This is a genomic window from Microbulbifer sp. MLAF003 (assembly GCF_030012965.1).
Classification (GTDB): Bacteria; Pseudomonadota; Gammaproteobacteria; order Pseudomonadales; family Cellvibrionaceae; genus Microbulbifer; species Microbulbifer variabilis.
Window position 1 is genome coordinate 2,845,616 of the sequence record NZ_CP120232.1, and the last position, 26,743, is coordinate 2,872,358.

The following is a 26,743-nucleotide window of genomic DNA, read 5'->3' on the forward strand; positions in this document are numbered from 1 at the left end:
GCCCATTCACACCATCACCGGGTTCACACTTCAAAGCAGGGAAAACAATAATGATATTTAGCGATCAACACCGGGAACTGCAGCGCACCGTACAAAACTTTGTACAGCAGGAAATTAACCCCAATGTGGCCGAATGGGAAAAGGCCGGCCGCTTTCCTATCCGCGAAATTTTCCAACAACTGGCTGGTCTGGGTCTGCTAGGCATCAGCAAGTCCACAGACTTCGGTGGCCTGGGTCTCGACTTCAGTTATGAAACCGTTTTCCTGGAGGAGCTGGGCGGTGCCCACTGTGGCGGCGTGCCCCTGTCGATTTCCGTGCAGACTTCCATGTGTACCCCTGCCCTGGCCAACTTCGGCAGCCAGGATCTCAAAGAGCAGTTCCTGATTCCCGCCGTGAACGGAGAGATGATCGGCGCAATCGCCGTATCCGAACCGGGCGCCGGTTCCGATGTTGCCTCAATTAAAACCACTGCCAAAAGCGATGGCGACGACTATGTGATCAACGGCAGCAAGATGTGGATCACCAACGCCCCCTGCGCAGACTTTTTCTGCACCCTGGTCAATACCAGTGAAGGCAAAGCCCACAACAACAAATCCCTGGTCATTATTCCGGCGAAAACGCCAGGGGTACGCATCGGCGAAAAGCTCGACAAATTAGGCATGCGCTCATCGGAAACCGCCCCTATCTTTTTTGACAATGTGCGAGTGCCCAAACATTTCCGCATCGGCGATGAGGGTGCCGGCTTCCTGCTGCAGATGCTGCAATTCCAGGAAGAGCGCCTCGCCGGCGCCGCACTCAATTTAAAGGGCCTGGAAAACTGCGTGAGCAGCACCATCGACTATGTGCGCGAACGCCATGCCTTTAAAGCACCATTGATCGACAATCAAACCATTCACTTTGCCCTCGCGGAAATGCAGACCGAAGTGGAATGCCTGCGCTCCCTAACCTGGCGCGCGGTGGAAGCCTATGTAGCCGGTGAAGATGTCACTACCCTCGCCTCTATGGCCAAGCTCAAGGCTGGCCGCCTGTCCCGCTCTATTCCCGATCAGTGCCTGCAGTTCTGGGGTGGCATGGGCTATATCGAGGAAACTGTAATCAACCGCGCTTACCGGGATAGCCGTCTCACCGCTATCGGCGGCGGCGCAGATGAAGTAATGCTCGGCATTATCTGTAAGTTGATGGGCATACTGCCCGGCAAGCGTAAACCCAACGCATAAGGTCAGGCTATGCAGACAATTATTAATGAGACCATCGGCATCGCCTGCCATCTCACCCTAAACCGGCCACAACAGCGCAACGCCATCAGTTTGCAAATGGTGGATGAGCTTCTGCAAAAGCTCGCAGAAGCAGAAGAAGATCCGCAGGTGCGAGCGTTGGTACTGCGGGGTGCAGAACACAACTTCTGCGCCGGTGGCGATATTGCCGATATGCTCAATGCGCAACAGGGCGCGAGCGATGGAAATAGTGATGTATTTTTTCACCTAAACCGTCGTTTCGGTGAATTGATGGAACGATTTAATCGCACTCCTTTAATAGTCATTGCCGTATTGGAAGGTGCCGTAATGGGCGGTGGTTTTGGGCTCGCTTGCAGTGCCGATATTGCCATTGCCGATCGCAGTTGCCGCTTTGCCCTTCCGGAAACCCGCCTGGGTTTACCGCCTGCACAAATTGCTCCCTTTGTCGTGGCACGGGTCGGCCTCTCCCAGGCCCGACGCCTGGCCCTCAGCGGAGCAAAAGTCAACGCACAGCAGGCCTTGGAAATTGGGTTAATCCATCAGCTACTCGATAATTCCGAAGCCCTCGAAGGCGCACTGCAGGAACACCTGGGCGCGATCAATGCCTGCGCTCCCGGCGCCCTGGCAACAACCAAGCAGATCTTGCTGGATGCAGCGCGGGTGAGCGATGAGACTGCCCTCGGCCAACTACTCGACGGCGCCGCACAGCAGTTTTCCCGCGCAATTCAAGGCCATGAAGGGCGCGAAGGCGCCCGTGCATTTCTGGAAAAACGATCACCGGAGTGGCAGCACTGATGTCGACAACAGAGACCCTGTTAATCGCCAACCGCGGCGAGATCGCACTGCGAATTATGCGTACTGCCCGGGCGGAGGGCTATCGCACAGTCGCCGTCTACAGCGATGCGGACTGCGATGCACTTCACGCACAGACTGCCGATATCGCCGTAGCCATTGGTGGGCAGACTTCGGCGGAGTCCTATCTGGATATACAGAAAATTCTCGACGCGGCTAAAAAATCCCGAGCCACCGCCGTCCACCCCGGCTACGGCTTTCTCGCTGAGAATGCGGAATTTGCCAGCGCTTGCGAAGAGAATGAACTGCGTTTTGTTGGCCCGAGTGCCGAAGTCATAGAACTGATGGGCAACAAACGCAAAGCCAAGGAATTTGTTGCCGCTGCCGGCGTACCCTGTATTCCCGGCTTCCAGGGTGCCCAGGACGACGATATCCTGATCGCCGAGGCGCAGCGCATTGGCTTCCCGTTAATGATCAAAGCCGCCGCAGGCGGTGGTGGGCGCGGCATGCGCCTGGCTCACGGAGACAGCGAACTGGTCTCCCAGTTGCGCGCCGCCCGCAGTGAATCCATGAGTGCATTCGGCAGCGACGAATTAATTCTGGAAAAGGCACTGGTCAACGCTCGCCATATCGAAATCCAGGTATTTGCGGATCGTCATGGCAACTGTATTCACCTGGGGGAGCGGGATTGCTCCGTACAACGACGCCATCAAAAAGTGGTCGAAGAGTGCCCTTCCCCAGCGGTCGACACCCAACTGCGGGAAAGAATGGGGCAAGCCGCAGTCGCCGCCGCGCGAGCCTGCGGTTATCTAGGCGCGGGCACCGTAGAGTTTTTACTCTGCCCCAGCGGCGAATTCTATTTCCTGGAAATGAACACCCGCTTGCAAGTCGAGCACCCAGTAACAGAAATGGTAACCGGTTTTGACCTGGTAGCCTGGCAACTGGCAGTGGCCCGTGGCGAAGCCCTATGCGTCTCCCAGCAGCAAGTCACCCAGCAGGGGCACGCCATGGAAGTCCGCCTGTATGCCGAAGATCCGGAACAACAATTCCTGCCCCAGGCCGGAAAAGTACTCCACTGGGTAGCGCCAAAGGGACAAGGAATCCGTATCGACCACGCTTTGAAAAGTGGTTGCGAAATTACGCCATTTTACGATCCCATGCTCGGCAAATTAATTGCCTGGGGGCAGGATCGAGAAGAAGCTCGGCGCAAGCTAACCCAGGCCCTAAGCCAGCTGGAATTTATCGGCCCTAAAAACAATATCCATTTCCTGCAGAAGATCCTGGCCGAATCACAGTTTATCGCTGGCGATGCCGATACCAGTTTTCTCGACCAAAACAGTACACTGACATCCGCAGAATCGGTTCCAGCAGTAATTGCAGCCCAAGCCGCATTACTGAATCACTTGCACCAAGCCAACCCTCAGGATCGGCGTAGCGGCCGCAGCGACTGGCGCAGTGGCGACAACAGTGTGCCAATCAACTACCGACTGGAAATTTCAGGACAAACCCTAAACTGTGAGCTGCTGGTGTTAGTAGATCACTCTTACCAAATCTCAGTAGGCGAACAGCAGTTCCTGATTCAGTGGGTCCATTTTGAGAAATCACAAAAAGAAAGTGGACTTTACAGTGCTGAACTCCTGCTGGATGGCGTTAGCCAAAAGAGATTGTTCCTAGCCAACCAAAGCAATCTGCATCTCCTGTTAGACGGCAGGCAATTCCATTTTGTCGATATCACCCACGCCCCCGCTAAATCGAGCTTAAATCAAGGCAGTGGCCGCATCACGGCTCCTATGGACGGTTGCCTGGTGCAGGTATTGGTTGAGCCCAATCAAAGCGTTCAGCGGGGAGACACTATCGCCTTAATGGAAGCCATGAAAATGGAGCACGCCCTGCGCGCAGACCGCGACGGTACCGTAATTAAACTGGGCGCCTGTGAAGGAGACCAGGTACGCGGTGGCCAGCTGCTGGTGCAGATCGAAGCCGCTCCCACGGAAACTGCCAAAATCCCCAGCGACGCCACTTCCTAAAGGAGATCAGCATGTACGATATTGATGCCTCCCGCATGGCAAGCCCCTTCTATGACGAAGGCCATCAGGAATGGCGCACCCAGTTGCGCCGCTTTGTCGACCGCGAGATTACTCCCTACATCACTCAATGGGACGAAGACGGCCAACTGCCCGCCGAGCTTTGGAAAAAAGCCGCAGAAGTTGGCCTTCTGCAGATGAGTTATCCGGAAAACTACGGCGGCATCGAAACCGATGTCTTCCATATGATTGTTGCCGCAGAGGAGTTAGCCCGCCCCGGCGCCGGTGGACTCTACGCCAGCCTGATGGTCCACGGCATTGCCCTGCCCCCATTACTGCACTATGGCAGTGAGGCCCTAAAAGATCAGGTTATTCCTTCGGTATTACGTGGTGATAAGCATATTTCCCTGGCAATTACCGAACCAGGCGCAGGCTCCGATGTAGCCAATCTCCAATGCCGCGCAGAGCGTGATGGGGATGACTATATCGTTACCGGCGAAAAGACCTATATCACCGGCGGCATGCGCGCTAACTGGTTTACTGCTGCCGTGCGCACTGGTGAAGAAGGCTTCGGCGGTATCTCCCTGCTCTTAATCCCTGCGGATACCAAAGGGGTTAGCCGGCAGCTGCTCGATAAAAAGCAGGGCTGGTGGTGCTCTGATACGGCCAGTATCTTTTTTGATCAGGTGCGTGTGCCCGCGAGCAATCTAATTGGCGGTGAGAACCAAGGTTTCTTACCCATAGTGCACAACTTCAATCGCGAACGCCTGGGCATTGCCGCCTCTTGTGTAGAATTCAGCCGGGTCTGTTTGCAGGATGCCATTGAGTGGGCTCAGGAGCGTCAAACTTTCGGAAAGCGCCTCGCCAATCACCAAGTGATTCGGCACAAGTTTGCCCAGATGCTTCAACGCATCAATGCCACCCAAGCCTATCTGGACCTCTGTGCCTGGGCGGAGCAACAGCATCAGCTCAAGGTAGCCGATATCGCTCTACTCAAAGTCCAAGCCACAGAAACCCTTGAATTCTGCGCCCGGGAAGCGATGCAGGTGTTAGGTGGCGCAGGCTATATGCGTGGCAGTCGGATTGAGCGTATCTATCGTGAAGTGCGGGTGAATGCGATTGGTGGCGGATCTGAAGAAATAATGCGGGATCTGGCTTCCAGGCAGATGGGAATTTAGAGTAGCAGGATAAAAGCCTCTTGCTAAGCCTATTTATAACTCAGTCCCGCATGGGTGTGGGACTGAGTTAGTAAAGATCCTAAATTAACCTTTCTTCTTTTCTTCGATAAAGTCCCTTACCTGCTCACTCAGTACGGCCATAGGGACATTGCCATTTCTCAGAATAATCTCATGGAAGTCCTTAATATCGAAGTCCTCACCCAGTTCATTCTGCATCAGTTCTCGCAAGGCGAAAATCTCGAGGGCACCGGAATCATAAGAGGTAAGCTGGGCGGGCATTACTGCCATTCGGTCCATTAGAGTCCTCGGACCTTTCGCAAATGAAGCGCCAGAATCCTGCAAAAACTCCGCAACTTTTTCATCACTCCAGCCGAGTACATGCATTGCGGTATCCGCTACCATACCTCGCGCAGGCCAAGCACGCCTAAGGATTTTGGTGGACCCGTACTGATACATCCCTGCTTCTTCCGCTAGATGTTCAGAGTACCTGCCCCAACCTTCAGCAAAAGCAGAGTTAGACAAGGCATCTTCTATTTTATGAAACTTTTCCTGCTCCTGTACGAGAGCAATTTGCATATGATGGCCCGGGTATCCTTCGTGGATAGTTACCTTCTCGGCAGAAGCGTATGACTCATCCTGGTAGGTTGTCGGGTCATATCCAAATCTTGCCTTTCGCTCCTTAGTGCCCGGAATATAGTGTGCACTGCGACCAGAACCCTGCTCATGTTCAGGGATGGCCTTTACTTCCATTTCGATCAAAGGCATTTCATGGAAAAAGTCTACGGTTAAATCTCTAGACTTATCTACCAAGCGCTCAAAAAACTGATGCATTTCATCAGCGCTGTTAAATTTCTGAGTTTTATCTTCACTGGCCCTTGCCACTGCCTCAGAATAGGAATCTACTTGATAGAACTCCTTGCCTAAGCGAACCACTTCGCTCTTGTTTGCGTTGACAGCACTTAAACCCAACTCAAAAACTTCTTCTGGTGTTCTCTGCAATGTCGTATAAGAACGATACTGAGCCATATAGCATTCACGGCCATTAGGAATCGCATGGATGCCAAGCTCGGCTCTGGCTTCAGGTAAATAGGTGGATTCTAGAAAATTCTTATAATTCACCATTGAGGGGATAACGTGATCTGAAAGCACCTGTTTAAATGCTGCCTCAAATTCCGGGTCCTTAGCTTTCTTCGCTAAACCCAGGAAAGGATGCTCATCAATGGGTACTTGGGTCAAACCATCAACTTGATGAATGACTCGCTTCACCACGCTCTGGGGTGCGGAGTAACCTTGCTCAAGCCCTCGACTCAGATTAGCTATTTCTTGCTGATAATAACGAGCCGCATCAAGCCAACGCTCAATCGCGTCTGCCCTGTCTTGAGCAGTTTCAACCGGCTGAACCTCTGTCAAAAAGCCAAGTATGATATGGGGGCCAAACATATGATCAACAGACCAGAGTTCAGTCTTACAGACCCTTAAACCAACATTCGACTCCAATCGCTCTTTCAGCTTGAAGTAGAATACCTTCTCTTGATCACTTTTTAGTCCATTTAGATCTATTTCAGCCAAAGCCTTGAGTATTTTATCCTCAGCCGCAGCCATAGAAGCAGAATTTATGGGGGAATTACTTAAGAAGAGATTATGTCTGTCCAGATCCATATCTGAGAAATATGCATACGGCTGGAAGTTATCTAAATAAACATCAGTATATTGATCTGCAAGTTTATGGAGTAATACCGAGTCACTAACTGCTTTCTGATCAGCCGTATCGGTTTTATTTTCGGTTAGGGTGCATCCCATCAAAGCTGAAGAAAATGCCAACGCCCCTAAACTTGCCCTGCTTATATTAATCATTCTGAAGAGACCAAATTGTAAATCAATAATTAAATAAAGTTGCTTTCAGATTAAAAACACTTAACACTTAATTTCTAGTAAGCATTCAAGCAGATTTTTTTCAATATAGCTGATACCCAGTATCGGTGAATGGAAAGGATTCAAAGATAGATGCCAGAGGTATAACATCTGGCAAGACCACTACGCTTAAGCGAGTCACTTTAAGTAACTATCGCAAAAAAATAGCAAGTAAAAACAGAGTCGTCCCACTCCACTCAGGCTTCTCTGTGATAGATGAGACTTAACCTCGAGCCAATACTCGACTACCGGCACTATTGGCACCAAGATCGAATGGCGCCTACGAATACTTAATACTCGCACTTGAGCCCTACAGGAGGTATTCCTTTCCATCAAGCTCATGATCTGTTTACTTGACATATATTCAATGGGACGCATAGACAAGCTCAATAAGTGCTAACATTCTAATGATCAGCAAAAAGGACCTTACTTCAACTCAAGTAATCAACAGGAACCAAGTACCTAATTCGGCATTAAAGAAGCTGCAATCAATTAAAGATCTCACCATAATGCTCATTCAATATGAGATTTAACCGCACTGCTGTCTCGCCCCTAGTGGTGAAACACCATATTTTAACTTATACAGTTGTGTAAAATAGGACTGACTGGAAAAGCCACTGTCAAGGGCAATATCAATAAGTCGTTTACGGGTGGTCCTTAATTGAGCATCCGCATAGCGGAGTCGCCGTTCATTAATCCAAGACTTAGGTGATGACTCTCTAAATACTTGCCCGAACATATTCTTAAATGAGGTTAAGCTCATACCAATGTGCTTTGCAAAGGTAGCAACAGACCAGTTTTTTGTGAAGTTTTCCTCCATAAATCGTCTAAAGTTTTCTTGTAAAGGGTTTATATGATTCAGAAGTTCCGCAGCAAGTATTGGCCCGTGATCACTATTTAATTTAAGCAACAGTAGCTCTTCCAGTTTAAGAGTATTTAAACCGTCATCACCTAACAGGCTAAACAGTCTGAAGGAGTCTAGTGTTAACCGAGTCAATTCACAGCCAGGAAGAACAATAGGCGCCTTATCTTCAGGAAGTGTTGAGCTGTCTATATTTATCCCGTTCCTTTTGTGGAGTAGTGTATTATCGTATCTTTGGTAGAATCTAGTAATCATTGCAGCTCTAATGCCTACGCATATTATAATAATACTGTGTCCCCTTAAATCGCTACTCAAACGAAAGTCACTATTGGAGCTCGCCAGCCACGTCTGCCCCACTGTTAGCTCAAAGCTTGATTGATTACCTTTAACTAATGCAGTACCAGCCGCCACCATAATCAAGTTCAAAGGTGACGAAAAATTGAGTCCAATAGATTCCCCATATGGAACTGACAGCATCTTTAGCTCAAACAGGCTTCCACAGTGCCGGCATTCAATTACTACCTCTCTATTAACAAATCTATTCTGCTCCTTACCGATTGGAATATCCATGTCCCTCTCTACACACTATTAAATCACTAGAATCTCTATCAATAATTCGTCACCAGTCGCGCGGTTACAATATTCTGCACAGCGACCCCAATGCATCTTCAGGAATCAGCTCCCTGTTTTGGCACAAATCTCATACTTATATTCCGAATATATGAGAGAATATGGCTGTGAACCGCATAGATATTGACTTTGACAACGTGGTTAACGAGCTCCAGTGAACCTCTATATCGTTTGAACCACCGTTTGAACCACCGTTTGAACCACCGTTGAATTTGATAGTGATCTAGCCAGTTTCATTCAAAGTGGCAACCTCACCTCAAGAGTGCTTTATAAAGTCTGGATTTCCGCAATGTAAATTTACCCGGAATTATCGCTATAAGTATATAATTTCAAGTGTCATATGTTTTACCAACCACCCAATTCCTATAGTCAATAATATCGACCTTAGATAACAAATTTTGAAGTATATGCCTCATAAATGACCATCGAAGTAAAATAGCTCCACCGCTCATATAACAGCTCTAGACTCGCCCCTAACCAATCAAAGGTTTATATAGCTCTTATAGCTCTGGCCCGCTTATTAGAAATAATGCAAGCTGACTGAAAATTCACAAGTATTCACTATCCTTTCATAGACTAATTATCACAATAATAGGACTATGACTACCTTAGGCTGGAACAGCTCCAGTCATCAAAAGCGATTTGTTAATTAATGTAAACCCCTATCCAAACTTCAATTAGTGCTTTAAGGGCTAGATATCTTCCATCGAAACGCTATAATTGCGTTACTTAGGGAGCCCTTTTACTCCCAGCTTGTGCAGTTTTTCTTGATGCAGCATACGCTTTATCATTCTCAAGGGGCATGATGTCTACCAACGATTACACTCAGAAGTTAAACCAATTAGCTGAAATGATTTGGGAATCAGAAGCTGGATTAACCTTTAAAGAACAGGAACAAACTCCCCCTCCACCTCCCCCAAGGAAGATCCTGATGAAGTACTTTGGGGCAAATGGGGAGGTCAATATATCATTGTTACTCGCTGCAAATCAGGAAACCGAGTTGCAAACATAAAGTTACCAGAAAAATTCTCTGATGAGGCTTCTGCGCGCTCAGCTGCCTTAGATCTTATTCGCAAGTATCCACAAGCAGGAATCCGATATCTTAGCGCTCAAGAGCTGGCCGTTTATCTTTTGTAAAAAATTTACTTAATAGCAAAAACTCTGCTCCAATCACTTACAGTGAGGCAAAGCTTTGCTTGTCATAGTACATTTGGAAAAGAGTTGACAAATTAAAAATGATTTACTCAATATGCCGCTATTAAGTATGGCCTGCCTGTATAATTTGAAGGTTATTAAAGGTACTGCCTTGCTTTAGCTTATATCAATAAGAGCTGCCAATAAACTTCCGCACTTCTTCTACAAATATTTTTGAGGCAGGCTCACGCCCAAGTAATAAATGGCCATCACTATCCAAACCAATAAATCTACAATTTGGAATACTTGATGCGATATCAAAACCTACCTTTACCGGGATACGTTGATCCCCTATCGAATGAATGACCAATGTAGGAACACTTACTTTTTTAAGCTGATTACGAACGTCAATATCCCCAAATACAGAGAGAAATCGCGCGGCATTTTCAGGAGAGGTGGTTAAGCGTTGAAATTCGTTAAACCAGGCTAGCTCACTTGCATTTGCACTCGGCATAAATGTCGAAGAAAAAATTTGTCTATATGCAGGATTATCTTGCCCCCAGCCAGTCTCAGTGAGGGTTATTATAGCTTCTCGCTCTTTAACTACGGCATCAGTAGCCCCTGTCCTCCAACCTGCTGCATAACCGCCAAAAAGAATAAGGCTTTTTACTCTTTCAGGGTGCCTCACTGCATATTCAATAGATACAGCTGCTCCCTGTGATATGCCGAGCAAAGTAAATTTATCGACACCACATGCATCTACGACAGTCTCTAAGTCGGTCACAAAAGACTCAAAAGAGATATTGTTAACATCCCAATCTGAGAGTCCATTACCACGCTCATCGTAGCGAATGAATTGATGATCCGAGGAAAGCTCTCGGAACAAAGGGCTCCAAATTGGCGAATCCCAGTCATACTCAAGGTGACTTAACCAATTAGCCGCCTTAACAATGGGAGAACCATCCCCAACAGCTGCATAGGCAATACGAACGCCATCCGAAGCACTGCAGAACCCAACTTTTTGCTGTGTAAGAAGCTTACGCTCAAGATACTGATTATCAATATTGGTATCTTTAGCCTCTCCCAATGATAAAACCTGGGGAGACCATGCAATCCCAGCCTTTCTAAATCTCTCCAAAAATTTTGGCCGAACATTAGCCACTTCTTTGGTAAAACCTAGTGCCTCCAGTTTAACTAACAACTGAGCCGCAGCGCGGGTATTATAGGGCTCCAAAGCTTCCCAGCTGCGCACCCACTTGAGTTGATCTGGAAGTGATGTATCAGGATGAGATGACAAACGGGAGAGCACCTTACCCCGCAATCGCCCTATTTCCTCTCGCTCCGCGAGTAACCATTGCTGGAATAATTCTTGATCCGGTAAATCAATTCCGTCCAGAAATGGCTCTTTAAGAGCAGTATCTATAGATAGAAGCTCTTCTACCGAAAGATCAGGATCGCCTAGCTTTAGCGCTATCGACTTTATATCAATGTGGACATCTTCCCCCTCTAGTCGGACCCTCTCTCGATCTGCTATCAAGCGCTCCCCACAAGAATCATTGACAATTGGGCGAATCTTGCTCAAAGACCACCTTAGAGATGCCCTTGGGTCATCTGGCAACTCCCAGAATATCTCACATAAACGATCGCGGCGATGAGGCCGAGCTGCCAGTACTAAAAATGCCAAGAGTGCACGAGTTCTTTTTGAGGGGGAAGGCTTATCGGTACCCCATCGCGATAAACTGCCAGCTCTCCAAGCATTCGGATTGTTATACCCATAATCGAAATACTCACTCTTGTTTGCTGTGATACCTTGATAAATTAGGAAGAGTTTCGAGAGCGAACCGAGATAATTCGTTTACAACTTCGAATACATCAAGTGGTAACCCCGCCAAACATAGCAATTCGGCAAACAAGCCTGGGAAACCACCCTGCCATTTTCTCAAGCCATTTGGCCATCTGTAAACAACAGCCACTTACATGACTCACAGATTAATTGCGTGCCGATAATCACTCGCCAGCAGTCATTGAACATAGAATGGGAAAGTGGTGCAGGAAAGAAATCGTCTTCTTACAGCTCGCGCAATTACTAAGTGATGAAATTTTAGCCTAATTCTTGCTTTTAATAATCAAGAGGTAAATTACCGACCAAAGCTAAAAATCACACGTCCATGACCTACATGGCAATTTCAAAGCTTACAATTTTTCACTGCCAAAAATAAAAATATCCTAAACCTTTCCTTTAACCTCCTTCTTTTGACGCAAAATACTCACGAACAGCAATTCATCAACCCTCATGATACAGGTATTAATCTATGAGGCTTATCACATATTACACGTGGATGCTTTTTGGGTATTTATTCTTTCATGTGAGAAGTTTCACATACTTACAGCCTGCCATCTTGTATTCCTTATTCTCGAATATATACAATTTAGGTTTCTCGCAAGGCGAAATATCGAACTACTGAAGTAGCTGATAGCTCCATGGTAGTGATTAAAAATTTATGCTATAGCAAACAACAATCTTATCTTTGCCTTAAATAGAAAGCCCAATAAAAATCGAACATACTCCTTACATATTCCGTGCTTAAAGCACAATCCAGATAAGGAGCATTTATACATGTTGATTGTGATTCCCATTAGGATCAACACAGCATCTTGACTGTAGCGTAGTAAAAATCGACCAGAGTTTCTCGGGCCTCGCCACCTCTTGCTCGTATAGCCAAGCTTTGCAAGGCAGCATGTAGCAATTTAGCTGTCGGTTGAACGTCTCGATCTATAGGCCAGTCCCCATCCTCCTGTGCGCGCAGGAGTCGTCTTTCCAGTTGGCTATCAATTCTTGCAATCAAAATTTTCAAGTCATCTTGAACATCTGGATGAGCCAATGATTCCACTGGTGCAGTGCAAGTAGCAAAACAACCCAGCGATTCGCCTTTTAGCAGATAAGTTTCCAACGCCTGCCCATAGAATCGCAGCATAGCATCCTGTAAAGGAGCACCATCATTCAATATTGCTTCAAGTTCTTTACCTAGCTGATTCGCAAACTGCGCAAAAGCTTTACGGTAAATGGATACTTTGTCACCAAAAGCGGCGTAAATACTTGGCCTGTTCATCTTCATCGACTCAGCCAGATCATCTAAAGAAGTAGCTGTGAGGCCCTTGCGCCAAAATACCTGGAGAGCGCCCTCCAGGGCCTCAGTGGCATCATATTTAGGTGGACGGCCTCTTCTCTTTTTCATTTTTGTACTACTCCGAACATAATTGTTGACACCGTAAAAAGCCTATCATATTTTATTGTTCGAAACGGTACAAAATAAATGATATTATGGAACTTACAACGAATAAAATACCGCCACCTTTGCCTTGTCTGGCCTGCCGCTTTGTTACATCCAGTGCAAGTGCAACTTACACACGCACTATTCGCTACCTGAAGAGGGAGCACATTCAGTATGTTGCTAAAGAGGTCTATCAAATTCCTGACTCGATGAGCTGTAAAAAAGCGTTGGATATGGTGGCTCAATGCAGCCCCGACTTCCTCCTCAACCACAGCCTTAGAAGCTATGCATTCGGCTTAGCAATGAGTCACAAAGTAAAGACAGTGATAGATCAAGAAGTCTACTTTCTTGGTGCCATCATGCATGATATAGGACTAACCCCAGCCTATGATGTCGGTGGTACTTTTGAGCTAGACGGAGCTCAAGCAGCAAGATCCTTTTGTATTGGTCATAACATCTCTACCGAGAAGGCTGATTTAGTACATGAGATGATCGCTCATCACAACTCTGTTGGAATTGCGCACAAAAAAGACCCGGAGATTGCCCTACTACATTTTGCCGCAGGGCTGGACATTGCCGGGTTATGGTTGAGTGATATTCATCCCAAAACCTTGTCTGAAGTAATTAATGAGTATCCCAGACTGGATTTTAAGCAGGGTATGAAAAGCATGCTCAACGATCAAGTCGGGAGAAAACCACAAAGTTATATGAGGCCATTTGTAGAACTTGGCTTTCTAAAAAAAATAGAAGAAACCCCTTTTTAAGTACTCTTTCAGACCTCTTATTTATTAATATTACAAAGTAACTTGTCAGGAGAGTCACTATGCCTCACCAAAGAAATTACTCAAAGCCAGCCAGAAGATGCTTTAGACAAAGGGAAAAAGTCAGACAGAAAGGTTTAATAAATATAGCACTCTTAATATTTAGTGCCCTCATAGTCAGCGCCTGTGAATCCGAGATTCGAAAAGCCATGATGAAACAGGCGATTCCGGTCGACTATTTTGAACCTTTTACAGAATTACCTTCAAAATTTGTTCAACATAGTGATCGAGTTTATAGTTTTCGTCTGGGAATGAACCGGGCAGTGATCCTGAAGACGAATGACGGATTGGCGGTTTTTGATTGCTTTAATGAAAATTTCAGCAAATCACTTTCTAATGAGCTACAAAAACAATTTCCTGGACACCCAGTGCGCTGGTTAGTCTACTCCCATAATCACTTGGATCACATCCGTGGTGGAGCACATCTAAGCCCCAAAATTGTCGTCGGACATAATAATATTAACCATCTAATCCAAGATTGGGAGCACCCATTAAATAAAATCCTACCTGTAACTAGTCCAATAGATGGTGATAAATCTTTAAAATTTGGAGATCAAACTGTCCACTTCCTATATATGCCTGAATCCCACTCAACAACATTGTATGGATTTTATATTGAAAGTGAAGACATCGTATTTGCTCCAGATATGATGTTCGTGAACGCATTTCCCCCTTTTGGTCTGCCCGACTGGTATTACCCCGGTTACATACGGGCCCTCGATCGCCTGATTGAATTAAATGCAAAAATTTATATTCCCAGCCACTTTAACGAAGGAGATAGAAGAGATTTAATTCACTATAGAAATATGATGGTAGATTTTCGTAAAACCGTAGAACGTGAGATGTCTAAAATTAATTATGAACCTGATCAAGGGAAAAAATTACGAGCCATTTTTGATATAGTTTACCCTGAGCTACAAAGTAAATACGGTGACTGGCATGGCTTTGACGCCATGTTTATTCCGCACTTTGCAGGACAAGTGGGAGGCACCTACTTAGGTTACTAGATACAGAATGTATATAGTACCTTTACTTGCAGATCTCTCCTTCTTAAGCTCCTTCACGTCATGGAGTTGAGGAAAGGATTATATACTGTGATTAGCATACGGAAGGGGTGACACATTAGATATAGATTTTGACATCTTGAATATTACACTTAGACCCCTTTCCTCCCTCAACTTCTGCTATCATCGCGCCCGCGAACCTAAGGGGTGGCCTTGGCCTGAGATGCCCAGAAGACTTTTGATTCTTCCGGGCAAACCCTTGAACCTGATCCGGTTAATACCGGCGTAGGGATAGGTAACCTCACCAAACGCCTCCTCACGTCGCGCTCCGGGTCTCTTTCACTTGTGTTGATTCGAGAGAGAACCATGAAGAATCTGTTCAAAGCCCACCCCATTGCCTGGTCTGTTAGCATTGTAGCCAGCTTGTCTGCGGGGCTGGCAGTTGCTGAATCGAGGGAAGCAGGGATTGAAGAGGTCGTAGTCACTGCCCAATTACGCAATACCAACCTGTTGGACTTGGCTACCAGCGCGACAGTGGTTAATGCCGATACAATCAAGGCCCGGGGTGCGAGCAATCTGGATCAGATCCTGAATATGGCACCAAATGTAAATTTCTCTTCCGGTGCATCACGGGGCCGCTTCATCCAAATTCGCGGTATTGGCGAGCGCAGCCAATTTATAGACCCTGTGAACCCCTCTGTTGGCCTGGTTATCGATGGTATTGACTTCACCGGCCTCGGGCTCGCTGCCAGCACCCTGGATATCGATCAAGTAGAGATTCTTCGCGGGCCCCAAGGCACTGCGTATGGTGCCAACGCCCTGGCGGGTCTGATCAATATGACCAGCGCCGCTCCTACCACTGAACCCATGGCAAAAGTATCTGCCGAGGTAAGTGAATACAATGGACGCAATATTTCTGTAATTTCCAGCGGCCCATTAGCCGATCAACTTGGTTATCGAATCGCTGCCAATAGGCAAAAATCCGATGGCTATACAGAGAATGCATTCCTGGGCAGTGATAATACCAACAATATTGATGAATCAGTGCTAAGAAGTAAGCTGGCCTACACGCCTAGTGACAACCTAAATTTTGGCCTCTCTCTGCTCTATGTGAATGTTGACAACGGCTATGATGCCTTCTCCTTATACAACACCCGTGAAACACTGTCTGACGAACCAGGCTCGGATCGACAGGAAACCTGGGCCGGAGCCCTAGCCGCACAGTGGTCAGGGAGTGAGCTATTCCATTTGGATGCCACGCTGAGCCTCGCAGATTCAGACACAGAATACGGTTACGACGAAGACTGGAGTTATCAAGGCTTTCACCCATGGGAATACAGCCAAAAAGACAATTACCAGCGCGACAAAGATAACATCAGCCTAGACTTGCGCTTGCTTTCTACTGATGTATCCAAACTCTTTTCTGGCCGTAGTAGCTGGGTTGTAGGTATATATGAGCGTATAGAACGTGAGGATTTATTACGCACCAAAACCTCTAATGAGGAGTTTGGGGCTGATGTTGAATACTTTTCCAGTGAATTTGACACAAGAAATACAGCGATTTATGCCCAACTTAATACTGAATTGACCGCCAGCTTAAACCTGGTGACAGGGCTCCGCCTGGAGAAGCGAAGTGCTGATTACACAGATTCCCTGTTCACTGCCAGGGATATCAGCGAGGACCTCTGGGGTGGCAATATCACTCTGGAGTATCACTACTCCGAAAATACTATGGCGTATGCGACGGTATCCCGAGGATACAAGGCCGGCGGTATCAATGGTGTAATCATCTCTGAATCAGTGAGAAATGTAGAAATTAGCCCTAATTTCTTCGATTTTGATACTGAGCATATGCTTAACCACGAAATAGGTATTAAAGGCAATTGGTTCGACAACCGCTTGCATGCCCAGTTGGCTGCTTTCTACCAGGATCGCAATGATATCCAGGCAAAACAATCCGTCTTCATATTTAATGAAGATGAAGTTTCCTTTCACGACTACCTGGCCAATGCCGCGGGAGGTAAAACTTCCGGGCTGGAAGTAGAGTTTAACTACTTTGCTACAGATTCTCTGCGCATCTTTGCCTCTGCAGGCTGGCTAAATGCGGAGTTTGAAAACTTTATAACCGGCTCTCATGTCGACGCAAGAGATGACTCCCAGGGAGCACCTGTAAACCTGGATGGTCGAGACGTAGCCCATGCGCCAAGCTATCAATTTTTCACTGGCAGCGAAATTTCTCTCCTGCCCAACTTAGTTCTGCGCTTAGAGCTGGAAGGAAAGGACGAGTTCTACTTCTCCAATAGCCACAATGAAAAATCTAATGCCTATGAATTAGTCAACGCCCGACTGACATACCAGGGTGATAATTGGGATCTGTCCTTATGGGGCAGAAACTTAACTGATGAAGACTATTACACCAGGGGTTTCTATTTTAGCAACCAATATGGTAACAACCCTGCCAATGGCTATGCGCCAGAAGCCTATTATCAATTTGGCGAGCCCCGTATCGCCGGTATAAGCGGTACTTATACTTTCTAATAGTTGTATCATTGGGGGTGGTCTATACCACCCCAACTTTTGCTTTCAATAGGAGGCGTTGTGAGGCTCTCAGTAGAAATCAGTATGTACCCACTAAAGGATGAGTATATCCCCGGCATCCAAGCATTTATTGATCGACTCAATAAATATCCAGAACTCAAGGTAATTACCAATACTATGAGTACTCAGGTTTTTGGGGACTACGATTTGCTAATAGATGTACTCAAGTTAGAATTGCGCAGAGCCTATGAGCAGTTTGGCCGCGCCATCTTTGTTTGCAAATTTATAGACGGGGATCTTTCACCGGCGGCATCAGATGCTTGATCTAGATTTCACTAGCGATATTTCAGCTTCTATCAACGCGATGTCCACCTGGGAAATTGCTGCAGTTGTATTGGCCCTATCCTACCTGCTGCTTGCAATGCGTGAGAAGATCAGCTGTTGGTACGCCGCTTTTGCCAGCACAGCCATTTACCTTTTTTTATTTTGGGACGTCAGCCTGCTGATGGAATCGGCCCTGCAGGTATTTTACCTGGTAATGGCTGTTTTTGGTTGGTGGCAATGGCGTAGTCATCGAGATAAACAACAAGATCTCAAAATTCATCGTTGGCCACTTAAAACCCACCTTCTTGTACTGACAAGCGTCAGCGGGCTCACCTTGTTGCTTGGCTATATTCTGGAGAATACAACCAATGCCGCCCTGCCCTACCTGGACTCTTTTACTACTTTAGGGGCCATAGTTACAACTTATATGGTCACTCGAAAAGTCTTAGAGAACTGGATTTACTGGATTGTGGTTGATGGTGCCTCAATTTACCTTTACCTGGACAGAGGCCTATACCCCACGGCTGCCTTGTTTTCACTTTATGTAATATTAGTAATCATCGGCTTTTTCCAGTGGCATGCCATTTATAGAAAGGAAAGGCAGTCTGAAATATCTGCGAGCGAAGCAGTAACTGATAGGGCAGCCACTCTTATTTAACTGGTCTTGAAACGAGCGCCCCATAGTCATGAGTAATCCCCTAGATGATATGCTGCCCCAGGACTGGCCCCTATGGAGCCAATCCAGACCCACTGTGGTCAGACAGCTCACAGGAGGGCAAACGAACCAAACATTTCTACTCAAGACAAACCAAGAGCTATTAATTCTACGTATCAATTCACAATACAGTGGTGCTCTAGATTTAAACCGACAAACAGAAACCAACGTCCTTGTAAGAGCAAGTAGCGCCGGGCTATGCGCTCCTTTAGTCTACAGTGACCCAGCATATCAATACCAAGTTACCCGCTTTATTGAAGGGCGACCTTGGAATAAAAATGATGCCGATGCTCTGGAACAGGTTGCCAATTTACTTGATGGAATCCACAGCCTCCCCGAAATTGATGCCCATTTGGATATATCCTATAAAGCTGACCAATATTGGAGCTCGATTGATAAACAAGCAGATTTCTACCCGACTCTAGTACAGCTTCACCAAAAAATCCCTTCCCATATTGCTGCCGCGGAACAGCTAGGTGATGGGTTCTCTCTTTGCCATAATGATCTAAGCACTGGAAACCTCATCGCTGGAAAGGCCAGGCGGCTTTATGCCATTGATTGGGAGTACGCGGCTATGGGCGATCGCTTCTATGACCTCGCCGTGATCATAGAGGAACATCAGCTCAGCAGAATTCAGCAACAATCCCTACTCGAGCTGTATCTTAGGCGTAATCCGGCCCGAGAACATTGGCAACGCCTATACCATTGGCGCAGAGTGTACAAATATCTAAGCTTACTCTGGTATGCTGTACAGTGGGGCTCTGAGATCCCAACAAACAATTTTTTTGCTGAAAAAATAGACAGCATCAGCAAGAGCCTGCTCCGATCGGAACCCGCCTTACATATATAGCTTCGCTCACCTTAAGGAATTTAGGCACTTGATGGAGCAAATATTGTAAAATCAACACTCCCGTTACTAAAAATTAACTTCTAAGAACCAGGAAAATAACTTATGCAAAAAATTGTTTTTACATTGATGTTGTTTGTTTTGACAATCGGTAACGCACAGGCGCAAGAGAAGCCTGAAGCATTCAAAACTATCGAGAACCTTCTAAATTACCTATCAGATGTAGACCATGAGCGTATGAGAGGCACCGTAACTGAGTCTTTTCTCTTGCTCGAACATGGTGAAGTATGGACGATTGAAGATCTAATTAAGGTGGCAAAGCCGTCAGATACTGTTAGAACCAATTACTTTAGCATTATTGACTTTGATGAGAGGCCAGATCTAGTCACAATCAACTATTGGAATAAGGCCAATTTTGCTGCAAAGAACAAGAGCCAGGATGTTTACTGGCTCGAAAGCGCTATTCTAAAGAAAGTGCAAGGAAAGTGGCTCCTCTCTCAATTGCACTCTACAAGACTGCCGTCTGGAAAAGTACCAGAAAATGTAGTGTTTAAGCCATAAGGCTACCTTAACCACCAATAAGTAAGAGCCAAAAGGGATTTTGGTCTTATACTTCAGCGCTAATGACGCATTGATACATCCTATTTGACTCAATCAGTAGTCCCCTCCTTTCAAGTCAAAATCATATTGTAAAATCATTTCCTAAGCATCAAACTCTATTGTTTACCACTATCAGGTAACTAAACTATGAAACTGAAAGTATATCTCTCTGGAGAAATCCACTCTGACTGGAGAACCCAGATAATCGAAGGCTGCAATAAGCAGGGACTGGAAATCTCTTTCTCCTCTGCGGTGACCAATCACGATGCCAGTGATGCAGCTGGCGATGGCCTTGGCGTGGAAGATAACTCCTTCTGGCGAGATCATAAGTCTGCCAAGGTCAACGCGATACGGATTAAACACCACATAGAAAATTGTGACCTGGCTGTTATCCGCTTTGGTGAAAAATATAAACAATGGAATGCAGCGTTCGATGCTGGATACTGCGCAGCGCTTGGTAAATCCTATATCACTCTACATGATGAATCACTGGTACATGCATTAAAAGAAGTTGATGGTGCTGCTCAAGCCTGGGCGCAAACACCGGACCAGGTTGTAGATATTCTTAAGTATTTAACCACTCAAGCTTAATAGCTTAAGGGCAGCTGGATATAGGGCTGCTCTTCTCAACTCTATTTACAATGGAAGGCCAGGCAGCTTTATTTTTCTAGTTCATACTCATTGTAACTATTTATTCGGTTCTTCACTTGCCTAACCACCTTAAATGGAACCAAAAACTATTTAGGCATTATTCAATTAAAGTCTGTATATACCAAACTCTCTCACAAAAAAGGCACATTCGTTTATACCTGCAAGAGTTTAGCTTTCATGGTGAAGAGCTGCTTTATACCGCTAACCAAAAGCCTGACAGTTAGAACCACTACTCACGACACGGGTATCAACTTCAGCTTTATGCTGAAAAAGTGCTACTATAGTGTTCAAAATTAGACCAATAGTTAACTTCCAGTCAGACTTGCAGGAGATGTACATGGCCGTTACAAAAGAAGTTGAGCAGGGACAAGCCGTTTACTCCAAACCCGTACTCTGGCTGTACGATCTTTGGGTTCTAGGGCTATCCAACCGCTTTATTTGGCAATGTCCCACTCCAGGCATTCTCAAGCACTTCAACCAGCACATAACGTCAAACCACTTGGATGTCGGTGTTGGAACAGGATATTTCCTCGATAAGTGCACCTTCCCCTCCGGTGATGTACGGCTGGGATTGATGGATTTGAACCAAAATAGTCTGGATGTTTCTGCTGCTAGAGTTGCACGGTACAGCCCACTTCAGTTTCGCTGTAATGTGCTGGATAAAATTGACTTAGTCACTGAAAAATTTGATTCCATTTCTCTGAACTATTTATTCCATTGTCTCCCAGGAAAACTGCCAGAAAAACTATCAGCCTTAGACCACGTTAGTGCACTACTTTCTGAATCCGGAGTTGTATTTGGTTCCACGATTTTATCAAAAGGTGTACCCAGGAACACTGCAGCAAAGAAATTAATGGCCATCTACAATAAAAAGGGAATTTTTTCCAATACCGAGGATTGCCAGGAAGACCTCGAAACTTACCTCGAAAGCAAGTTCAAAGAGTATCAAATAGAAGTAAAAGGCTGTGTGGCGCTATTTAGCGCTAAAGGAAAAATCTAATTAAAGTATTCTCTAGCGGCAGAGGAAGCCCTTATGATAAGTCAGCTACAAAAGCTACTTATTATTTTGGGCTTCCTATCTACAGTAATAACTCCCAGCTTAAGTTTTGCAGTCCACTTCAGTGCAATAGAAGGCAAGTTTGATTGCCCCAATATTCATAATTCTCATAACTGCGCGCGCTCTATAGAAAGTAAGCTGCTTGAAAATACGGGCCTTATCAAACGTAACAAACTTTTTTCTTTAATAGTAACCCTGAAAAATGGCACAACCAAAACTTATCAGGACTCCACTGAAGAAAATCCCCCAGGAGAAAAGTATACCTATTCGGCTCTCGAGTTCGTGGCTGATAGTTACTTATTGATATATAGACAGTTATGGGAATCCAGTGACTATATTCTTTTAAGTTTAAAGAATGGTGTCGAATACTCCCTGGAAGGCTATCCTCTCACCTCTCCAAATGGGCAATATATCCTGACAGTGGAGCAAGACCTGGATGCTGGCTTCAATGAAAACCTTCTAGAGCTCTATCTTTTAACTGTGAATGGCCTGACACCTGTTTACAGTATAAGGCCTGAGTCCTGGGGGCCATCATCTGTCAGCTGGGAAACAAACAATCAGGTAAAGTTTATAAAGAAACAATTTAACCCTAATTACAGCACTACCAAGAAGAGCCCACTTTTTTTGAAGACAAAGCCCTACTCAGAATTGAGTCTGATAATCGTGTAATCTTTATCAATATCGACTCTTAACAACCCTCAAAGAATTATGCTTAACCGCTGACATCTGTCCCAATACGCCCTATTTCCAGTTTGGGCTAAAGGCTACCTGGTCTCGTACCCAATAACTTAGTCAAGTATCTTTACCTTAAAGATCTTGCCAAGCCTGGCGAGCAAATAGACCCTTAATGCCCGGTTGATTAACCGATATATTTCACTACAGTTGTGTATTCTGCTGTAAAGGGTCCAGTCGATAACAACATAAGGCAAAGTCGCTTGCCTACTTTTCACGCAAAAGAGGGTTACCCATGTCTATTGAGCGATTAAGAACACCCGAAGAGCGTTTTTCCCTGCTGCCCGGATTTCCCTATCAACCAAATTATATCGACAGTCTCGAAGGCTTCGATGCCATGCGTATGGCTTACATTGATGAAGGAGAGCCAGCGGCAGAAACAACTTTTCTGTGCCTGCACGGAGAACCCAGCTGGAGCTATCTTTATCGGAAAATGATTCCAGTATTTGTCGAAGCTGGGCATAGGGTTATTGCACCAGACCTCTTCGGGTTTGGGCGGTCCGATAAGCCGACAAACGAAGATACTTACACCTTTAACTTTCACCGCAATAGCTTGATGCGCCTGATTGAATACCTCGATCTGAGGAACATCACTTTGGTTTGCCAGGATTGGGGAGGGCTTCTAGGGCTCACACTCCCTATGGATATGCCAGGCAGGTTTACCCGATTATTGGTAATGAATACTGCTATAGCAGCAGGAGACGGAGCCTCGGAGGGATTCTACCATTGGCGCAACTTCTCAGTCGGAGTGCCAGAAATCCCTGTTGGCGGGTTGATAGCAAGCGATGCCCGATCTGAAGTCAACCTCTTCGATATAGTGGCTTATGATGCCCCCTATCCCGACAACAGGTACAAAGCCGGGGTGCGTCGCTTCCCATCGATTGTACCGGTCGATCCCGGCATGGAGGGTGTAGAACTTGGGCTTAGAGCTCGGGAATTCTGGTCCAAGGACTGGGACGGGGATAGTTTTATGGCGATTGGAATGAGAGACGCTGTGCTCGGTGAAAATGTAATGGAAATGCTAAGGAGTACCATCAAAAACTGCCCGGAACCACTCAAGATTGAAGAGGCCGGCCATTTTGTGCAGGAGTATGGCAAGGAGATTGCTGAAAGGGCCCTCGCCCACTTTAAACTTTCTTCACCAGTAACTACAAACTAAAATGTTTGATTGCAGCTGCCGGGCTTATACAGAGCCCGGTTTCTTATCATCTAAACATTCTAAAAGTAATCGGTAAGCGGCACATGAACCACATTATTCAACTTGCTTTGGCAGACTGGCATGATGCCCCCTCCATCAACTTCGGTGGGAAGTCCCATGAATCAGCAGCAGTGGCAAAGTCATGTCAGCGCCTACGAGAAAAGCTCTCAATCCAAGCGCGCTTATACCCGTAAGCACAACCTAAACTACAGCCAGTTCCCTACTGGTACCGCAAACTATCTGACAAACGCCTGTGTCTGATATCCCCGACTTTGTTCCCGTGGATATCAAGCCCCTACAGCCACTACGGGAAACCTGCGTGTATTAGAGCTCCCCAATGGCATAAAGCTGGTGATCAACAGTCCGATGTTGTTGGCGCAAACTCCTGGCCTTATGGACCTGTAAATACGATGTGGCTGCCGTTTAACACCAAGTCTGGTTTTACCGTCAGCCGATCGATTTTCTCAATCAGATTGATGGTATCGTGCTGTTGGTGGCTGATACGTTACACAAAGATCCGACACCCAGTCAGCTCTTTGTCTTTCGCAATAAAAAGGCCAATAAAATTCGTATGCTCTATTGTGAAGATAATAGATTTTGGCTCCTTTATAAGCGAAATGAGATTTGGAAAGGCTTACAGTCAGCTATTATTTCAATTCAAATAACTATAGCGCTCTCTCTTTGGTCGACGCTCTAAGCAATAAGAAGACCCTGAAGATCCCCAGGGGTTACTATTCAACAGTACAGAAGTTCGGGATGAAGGTTCTGTAGAGGAAAACGAGGCTGATGGCGACAAAGACCAGGACGATGTGGTTAGTATTGCGACACACAAGCGTCATAAAAAAACAAAGAAAATCTTTGCCGAGCAACTGCCAAGAAAAGAGGTGGTAATCCCCGCCTCAGAACAGGATAAAACCTGTGCGTGTGGCTGCCAAAAGAATCTCGTTTATTACGAACGTCATGAGCGCTTGAACTACATATCCCCAATATATGAGGTGATTGTCGAGTTGTCGGTGAAGGTTACCTGTCCCAAAGGCTGTGCAGGCCAAATAGTTATTGCTCCCAAGCCAAAGCATATCCTACCTAAGAATAAGTTTACCGAATCCGTTCTAGCCCACCTCATAGCCAGCAACCTTGATGATCGTCAGCCGTTCTATCACCTGGAAAAACAGTTTGAGACCCATGCCGGCTTTAGTTTCACCCATCAAACCATGGCTCATACTGTTATCGATTGTGCTACTCCCCTACAACCACTGATCAATTTGCTAAAAGATGACGTCATTGGCTAGGATATTGGGGCTTTGAATGCCACATCACTCCAAGTTCTTAATGAACCTGGCCGGCCAGCAAGCCGAAAATCTTATGCCTACTGTTTCCGAGGCGGTCCTCCGGGAAAGGAAGCTATCCTCTATGAATATAATGTCTCGGATCACAATAATGATGTAAATGACGGATTTGTCGGCTTTAAAGGCACGCTGCATTGTGATGCTGATCCATTTTTTGAGTTGTTATTTGAGCAGACAGCTGTAAACCCAAATCATTACAATGCACATGCCCGTCGAAAACTCAAATCCATAGCGAGAGCAGCGCAGGGGGATGGACTGGCAAAACGGGCAATGCAGTTTTATAAGAAGCTCTATCGGGTTAAAAGGAAAGCCAAAGACAACCATCTATCATCGAAACAAAGGCATGAATTACGACAGCAAGAATACAAACCCATTATGACCTCCTTTAAATGCTGGCTGGATAAGCACCATTTACAAGTGCTATTCAAATTTCCTCTGGGTAATACAGTGAATTACTGCCTGAAATACTGGAATGGGCTTTGTGAATTCCTCAGCGATGACCACTTGGAAATCGATAACAATCTGACTGAGCCGGAAATCAAACCCTTTGTGATGGCACGTAAAAAATTCCTGTTTGCATCTTCGGTCAATGACGCTAGAGCACTATGCTCTGCACTTCAGTTTGATTCGCACTTCCAAGATCCACAGCCTTGCCCTTACCATCTTTATCGATTTCCGATACTCATTTTTGGGGTTTTCTGGCTGGGCCTTCAGGGGCCTAACTTGAATGTATCCATTGGCAAAAAAATGACTCTTTGTAAAACCTAATTTTCAAACGCTATGAATATACCCAGCCTAAATGCAGCCTGGAGTATCTGATTACGTCACATAATGAACATTATGTGTACACAAAAGACTTGGATCGGTGACGTTTATTTAAAATAGTTTTTTGCTACATCTGTGAATTATTGACTAGGGGGCATTTCTTGATGAAACCATTCCCATTAAGGCCACTCCGCAAATATCACTGAGATGAAACTTATTTTATTTATATTTGTTACAGCATTAATATTGAACAAATAATAACTGCTAAAAGACTATGGCATGTGATTTATAGCCAGACCGCATTCTTGTGCCTTTCCTTACATTTACCTCTTCCTAATTGTTAGTCATTCATTTATATTAATTACTTCAAGTCACAAATATTAACTAACGCTACAAAGTAGCTTTGCATCTTTAATAATCCTTATCTTTTCATTAGGCACTATTAAGGATAAATAGCCAAACCTATCAAAGGGAAAACTATGAAAGCTTTAACTATTTTTTCGCTGTCTATTTTAGCGACGGCATCTGCCGCCTCTTATGCAAATAACTTCTCTGTTAATGTGGTTCAACAACAGTTCGATTGTGCGAACACACCAATTACCTCTCCCCCTGGAGCTAATGTGATAAGGCTTGATTTTCTCCAGAATGAAATGCAGGCACTTCTTGCAGGTGGAACTAGCCAAACAACCATAAAAAAATCTTGTGAGGTCGACTATAAAATAACTCCATTCCCAGGGTACAAGATTGCAGCAATCGAGTTCTCAACAGCTGGCAACTATCTCACTAGCCCTAATTCCATCAATGCAGCCAGAGTGAGAAATCGTGTTAACAATCAAAACCAAACTTTTTCAGACCAAAAATCCTGGTTTGGTGCCGGAGAAATAAAAAGCGACAGTTTTGACAATGTTATCGCAACTACAACTTCAGGTTTAGGCCAGTGTGGTCAATCAGTTTTCGTAGAGACTGATCTGTATAGTGAAATAACTTACCGACCAGTTAGCGATGCTTCTCCAGCTATCACAAACCTCGACCAAGGTAATGGCACCTTTAAGTTAGCAACAGTTGTCTGTGTTCCATGTTTTTAAATGAGGTTCTTCGTAGAATAGT

21 protein-coding genes, 2 pseudogenes and 1 riboswitch are annotated in these 26,743 nt (G+C 45.7%); of the genes and pseudogenes, 19 read left to right on the plus strand and 4 right to left on the minus strand.

From position 1 onward, the window contains the following. Positions 1-50: 50 nt before the first annotated feature. The 4 genes from P3339_RS13570 to P3339_RS13585 are packed head-to-tail and all read left to right on the plus strand — an operon-like array spanning position 51 to position 5,229. Positions 51-1,217 (plus strand): acyl-CoA dehydrogenase family protein, encoded by a 1,167-nt coding sequence (locus P3339_RS13570; protein WP_020415104.1) that lies wholly within the window; start codon positions 51-53, stop codon positions 1,215-1,217. Positions 1,218-1,226: 9 nt separating this feature from the next. After that, a complete protein-coding gene (locus P3339_RS13575; RefSeq protein WP_020415103.1) occupies positions 1,227-2,030 on the plus strand; it encodes an enoyl-CoA hydratase/isomerase family protein in 804 nt (267 codons plus the stop codon). Further along, positions 2,030-4,054, plus strand: a complete 2,025-nt coding sequence (locus tag P3339_RS13580) for an acetyl/propionyl/methylcrotonyl-CoA carboxylase subunit alpha (RefSeq protein ID WP_020415102.1) — start codon at positions 2,030-2,032, stop codon at positions 4,052-4,054. Before P3339_RS13575 ends, P3339_RS13580 begins: the two co-directional genes overlap by 1 nt. Before the next feature lie 11 nt (positions 4,055-4,065). Further along, positions 4,066-5,229 carry an acyl-CoA dehydrogenase family protein gene (locus P3339_RS13585; RefSeq protein ID WP_252085684.1) on the plus strand — a complete coding sequence of 388 codons (1,164 nt, stop codon included), beginning with the start codon at positions 4,066-4,068 and terminating at the stop codon, positions 5,227-5,229. A gap of 84 nt (positions 5,230-5,313) precedes the next feature. Here the strand turns inward: P3339_RS13585 and P3339_RS13590 are convergent, their stop codons facing one another. From P3339_RS13590 to P3339_RS13605, 4 genes are all read right to left on the minus strand, one after another. Then, complete coding sequence (locus P3339_RS13590) at positions 5,314-7,083, minus strand: DUF885 domain-containing protein (protein WP_282950823.1); 1,770 nt, start codon at positions 7,081-7,083, stop codon at positions 5,314-5,316. A gap of 586 nt (positions 7,084-7,669) precedes the next feature. After that, positions 7,670-8,572: a helix-turn-helix transcriptional regulator gene (locus P3339_RS13595; RefSeq protein ID WP_282950824.1), complete on the minus strand. Its 903-nt coding sequence runs from the start codon at positions 8,570-8,572 to the stop codon at positions 7,670-7,672. A gap of 1,381 nt (positions 8,573-9,953) precedes the next feature. Beyond that, complete coding sequence (locus tag P3339_RS13600; protein ID WP_282950825.1) at positions 9,954-11,303, minus strand: alpha/beta fold hydrolase; 1,350 nt, start codon at positions 11,301-11,303, stop codon at positions 9,954-9,956. A 1,105-nt stretch (positions 11,304-12,408) separates the two neighbouring features. Next, the gene (locus P3339_RS13605; RefSeq protein WP_282950826.1) at positions 12,409-13,002 is read right to left on the minus strand and encodes a TetR/AcrR family transcriptional regulator; all 594 of its coding nucleotides are present in this window, start codon (positions 13,000-13,002) and stop codon (positions 12,409-12,411) included. An 86-nt stretch (positions 13,003-13,088) separates the two neighbouring features. On the opposite strand from P3339_RS13605, the gene P3339_RS13610 reads away from it, so the two are divergent. The 15 genes and pseudogenes from P3339_RS13610 to P3339_RS13675 all read left to right on the plus strand — a co-directional run bounded on the left by P3339_RS13610 (position 13,089) and on the right by P3339_RS13675 (position 26,721). Continuing rightward, the gene (locus P3339_RS13610) at positions 13,089-13,802 is read left to right on the plus strand and encodes an HD domain-containing protein (protein ID WP_282950827.1); all 714 of its coding nucleotides are present in this window, start codon (positions 13,089-13,091) and stop codon (positions 13,800-13,802) included. A 59-nt stretch (positions 13,803-13,861) separates the two neighbouring features. Further along, a complete protein-coding gene (locus P3339_RS13615; protein ID WP_282950828.1) occupies positions 13,862-14,866 on the plus strand; it encodes an MBL fold metallo-hydrolase in 1,005 nt (334 codons plus the stop codon). Positions 14,867-15,056: 190 nt separating this feature from the next. Then, positions 15,057-15,172: riboswitch (TPP riboswitch) on the plus strand. Between the two features lie 57 nt (positions 15,173-15,229). Further along, on the plus strand, positions 15,230-17,401 hold the full coding sequence (locus P3339_RS13620; RefSeq protein ID WP_282950829.1) for a TonB-dependent receptor: 2,172 nt from the start codon (positions 15,230-15,232) through the stop codon (positions 17,399-17,401). Between the two features lie 60 nt (positions 17,402-17,461). Further along, complete coding sequence (locus tag P3339_RS13625) at positions 17,462-17,725, plus strand: hypothetical protein (RefSeq protein ID WP_282950830.1); 264 nt, start codon at positions 17,462-17,464, stop codon at positions 17,723-17,725. After that, the gene (pnuC, locus tag P3339_RS13630) at positions 17,718-18,383 is read left to right on the plus strand and encodes a nicotinamide riboside transporter PnuC (RefSeq protein ID WP_282950831.1); all 666 of its coding nucleotides are present in this window, start codon (positions 17,718-17,720) and stop codon (positions 18,381-18,383) included. The genes P3339_RS13625 and pnuC overlap by 8 nt, the downstream gene beginning before the upstream one ends. A 28-nt stretch (positions 18,384-18,411) precedes the next feature. Next, positions 18,412-19,290: a choline kinase family protein gene (locus tag P3339_RS13635; protein ID WP_282950832.1), complete on the plus strand. Its 879-nt coding sequence runs from the start codon at positions 18,412-18,414 to the stop codon at positions 19,288-19,290. Between the two features lie 102 nt (positions 19,291-19,392). Continuing rightward, the gene (locus P3339_RS13640) at positions 19,393-19,848 is read left to right on the plus strand and encodes a nuclear transport factor 2 family protein (protein WP_282950833.1); all 456 of its coding nucleotides are present in this window, start codon (positions 19,393-19,395) and stop codon (positions 19,846-19,848) included. 186 nt (positions 19,849-20,034) lie between these two features. Next, positions 20,035-20,478 (plus strand): YtoQ family protein, encoded by a 444-nt coding sequence (locus P3339_RS13645; RefSeq protein WP_020415087.1) that lies wholly within the window; start codon positions 20,035-20,037, stop codon positions 20,476-20,478. Positions 20,479-20,875: 397 nt separating this feature from the next. Then, complete coding sequence (locus tag P3339_RS13650; protein WP_282950834.1) at positions 20,876-21,538, plus strand: class I SAM-dependent methyltransferase; 663 nt, start codon at positions 20,876-20,878, stop codon at positions 21,536-21,538. Positions 21,539-21,571: 33 nt separating this feature from the next. After that, positions 21,572-22,264, plus strand: a complete 693-nt coding sequence (locus P3339_RS13655) for a hypothetical protein (RefSeq protein WP_282950835.1) — start codon at positions 21,572-21,574, stop codon at positions 22,262-22,264. Positions 22,265-22,562: 298 nt separating this feature from the next. Further along, complete coding sequence (locus tag P3339_RS13660; protein ID WP_282950836.1) at positions 22,563-23,486, plus strand: haloalkane dehalogenase; 924 nt, start codon at positions 22,563-22,565, stop codon at positions 23,484-23,486. Between the two features lie 156 nt (positions 23,487-23,642). Then, positions 23,643-23,786, plus strand: coding sequence for an IS66 family insertion sequence element accessory protein TnpA (gene tnpA, locus P3339_RS13665; RefSeq protein ID WP_282950837.1), 144 nt, complete (start codon positions 23,643-23,645; stop codon positions 23,784-23,786). A gap of 181 nt (positions 23,787-23,967) precedes the next feature. Next, positions 23,968-24,222, plus strand: a pseudogene (gene tnpB, locus P3339_RS23520) (IS66 family insertion sequence element accessory protein TnpB); the annotation flags it as partial. Between the two features lie 316 nt (positions 24,223-24,538). Then, positions 24,539-25,639 (plus strand): annotated as a pseudogene (gene tnpC, locus P3339_RS13670) (IS66 family transposase). Positions 25,640-26,115: 476 nt separating this feature from the next. Further along, on the plus strand, positions 26,116-26,721 hold the full coding sequence (locus P3339_RS13675) for a hypothetical protein (protein ID WP_282950838.1): 606 nt from the start codon (positions 26,116-26,118) through the stop codon (positions 26,719-26,721). Positions 26,722-26,743 lie beyond the last annotated feature (22 nt).